The organism is Pseudomonas palmensis, from assembly GCF_017848315.1.
GTDB lineage: Bacteria > Pseudomonadota > Gammaproteobacteria > Pseudomonadales > Pseudomonadaceae > Aquipseudomonas > Aquipseudomonas palmensis.
Map to the genome: position 1 here is coordinate 1 of NZ_JAFKEC010000123.1, position 1,318 is coordinate 1,318.

General features: G+C 50.5%; 1 protein-coding gene and 1 pseudogene. Both read right to left on the reverse strand.

Translation table 11 applies throughout. The annotated features are described in order from the left end of the window. Positions 1–353: 353 nt before the first annotated feature. On the reverse strand, positions 354–623 hold the full coding sequence (locus tag JZZ72_RS27630; RefSeq protein ID WP_054916221.1) for a hypothetical protein: 270 nt from the start codon (positions 621–623) through the stop codon (positions 354–356). Positions 624–635: 12 nt separating this feature from the next. Beyond that, positions 636–1,318 (reverse strand): annotated as a pseudogene (locus JZZ72_RS27985) (hypothetical protein); the annotation flags it as partial.

Consider the following 1,318-nt stretch of genomic DNA (forward strand, 5'->3'; position numbering starts at 1 on the left):
CCTCTGCCAGCAAACCACCCATGACGGCATGCACCACAATTTTGGGCAGGCTGCCGTTCTCAAATCGAATGGTCTGGTCACCGGCAAACTTGAAGCCCGTGGCCATGGCGATGCTGCCTGCCTGGCCTCGCAAGAGGTGCGTGTTGTGTATTGAGATTTTGCTCCTGTTAAGGAGCGAAAATTCATGCTCAAAAAGGGAGTATTGAGCAGATAGACCGTAGGTCGTCAGGGTGGGTGCAAAAGGGGTGCAACTTGACTGCAGAAAGGATGCAAGAAGGCGGCAAAAAGGGTGCAGATCGGGTGCAAAAACACCGGCGCTAGGCCGGTGTCAGATCACACCTAGGCTTCTACAATTAACAAGAGACATTCAAACCGCAAGCAGAGATAAAATCACGTATCGGTATATCAAGAAAGCTACTCTCTCCAGCGGAAAGAACATCTTGCAATGTGACGATGCCTTTTTCAAAGTCCAAAGAAACGTCAAAGCAATTAAACTCGAACTCCCTGAGCAGAACGCTCTTTGAGCACATCCGCTCATCAAAGGCATCTTTCAAAATAGAGCGAACGCTGTCGTCCAACTCTTGGGCGACAAATCGTTCTATTAGTGTGCCGCCACTGCTCATAACCATTCCTAACTAGTACGGGAATGCAGTCTGAATCACACCATCCCGAACATTTATTTTGATTGTCGATGTTGGAGCGCCTGAGACGTTTGTTCCAATCACCTTACCTGCATTGTACTCAATAACGTGCCCACCTGGGCCATTAGGAGTTACCTTCCCATATTTCAGTGCGTTATCAACATAACTAGAGACATCTTTAACAGATGTTCCTTGCGAGAACTTACTAACATTCGCAAATCCTGAATCAGGTCCATGGCGATAGAATACATGCTCAATACCTGTCATCAAACCGCCTTTGTTATAAGTGCTCGCGCTCCACGATGCATCTATTTGTCTTGGGGCTGGTAATGCCTTGATCGTGTCATCTACAACAGCCCCAGTTCCTTTTGCACCCCCCACCGAATGCGCATAAGGCATCCCTGCCTCCGCATCCGTTATACCACTTGTCGAATTCGGATTCTTTCCAGGTGGCCCATTTTTACCACCAGCGTTGTCCACCAGGCTCGACGCCTTCCAAGCCGTCTCCCGCTCCCCAAGCGCTTTCGCAACCTGCCCCAGCTTCCCTGCCTTGTTGATCACCGCAAAGCTCAGGGCGAACTCGGTCTCCCACTGCATTTCCACCCGCAGGGCAGCCTGTTCCTGGCCTTGCAGGCGCAAAACAAATGCCTGGACTTTCGCGTCCTGCTTGGCGCTCT

Excerpts from the sequence above, each read along its gene's own strand:
- JZZ72_RS27630 (WP_054916221.1), bottom strand. The coding sequence starts at position 623 with ATGAGCAGTGGCGGCACACTAATAGAACGATTTGTCGCCCAAGAGTTG.